3 tRNA genes and 1 rRNA gene are annotated in these 520 nt (G+C 48.8%); all 4 read right to left on the bottom strand.

Annotated features, from left to right (window positions below):
- Positions 1–61: 61 nt before the first annotated feature.
- The 4 genes from ACSU6B_RS29360 to rrf all read right to left on the bottom strand — a co-directional run bounded on the left by ACSU6B_RS29360 (position 62) and on the right by rrf (position 453).
- Positions 62–137 (bottom strand) — tRNA-Thr (locus tag ACSU6B_RS29360).
- Positions 138–142: 5 nt separating this feature from the next.
- Positions 143–218 (bottom strand) — tRNA-Val (locus ACSU6B_RS29355).
- Positions 219–223: 5 nt separating this feature from the next.
- A tRNA-Glu gene (locus tag ACSU6B_RS29350) sits at positions 224–298 on the bottom strand.
- Positions 299–336: 38 nt separating this feature from the next.
- A 5S ribosomal RNA gene (gene rrf, locus ACSU6B_RS29345) occupies positions 337–453 on the bottom strand.
- Positions 454–520: the final 67 nt, after the last annotated feature.

Raw genomic sequence — 520 nt, 5'->3', positions numbered from 1 at the left:
TTGAAGTACGCAATCTGCTCTACCAACTGAGCTAATGGCTCATCATAAGATGAAAGAAAAATGGTGCCGGCGAGAGGACTTGAACCCCCAACCTACTGATTACAAGTCAGTTGCTCTACCAATTGAGCTACCCCGGCACGTATGGTGGAGGATGACGGGATCGAACCGCCGACCCTCTGCTTGTAAGGCAGATGCTCTCCCAGCTGAGCTAATCCTCCAAATATGGTGACCCCTACGGGACTCGAACCCGTGTTACCTCCGTGAAAGGGAGGTGTCTTAACCGCTTGACCAAGGGGCCATATTTAATGTTGGCAAAAAAATAAACCCAAAGGGTAAGCCTGGCAACGTCCTACTCTCACAGGGACGCATGTCCCAACTACCATCGGCGCTGAGAAGCTTAACTTCCGTGTTCGGTATGGGAACGGGTGTGACCTTCTCGCCATTGCTGCCAGACTATTTAATTGAGGTATCATTCCCTCAAAACTAGATAATGCAGAAGAAGTTTGTAAAAACGAGTATA

The sequence above is a fragment of the Neobacillus sp. C211 genome (assembly GCF_051842875.1).
Lineage (GTDB): Bacteria > Bacillota > Bacilli > Bacillales > Cytobacillaceae > Neobacillus.
This window is presented reverse-complemented; position numbering and strand designations above follow the sequence as displayed.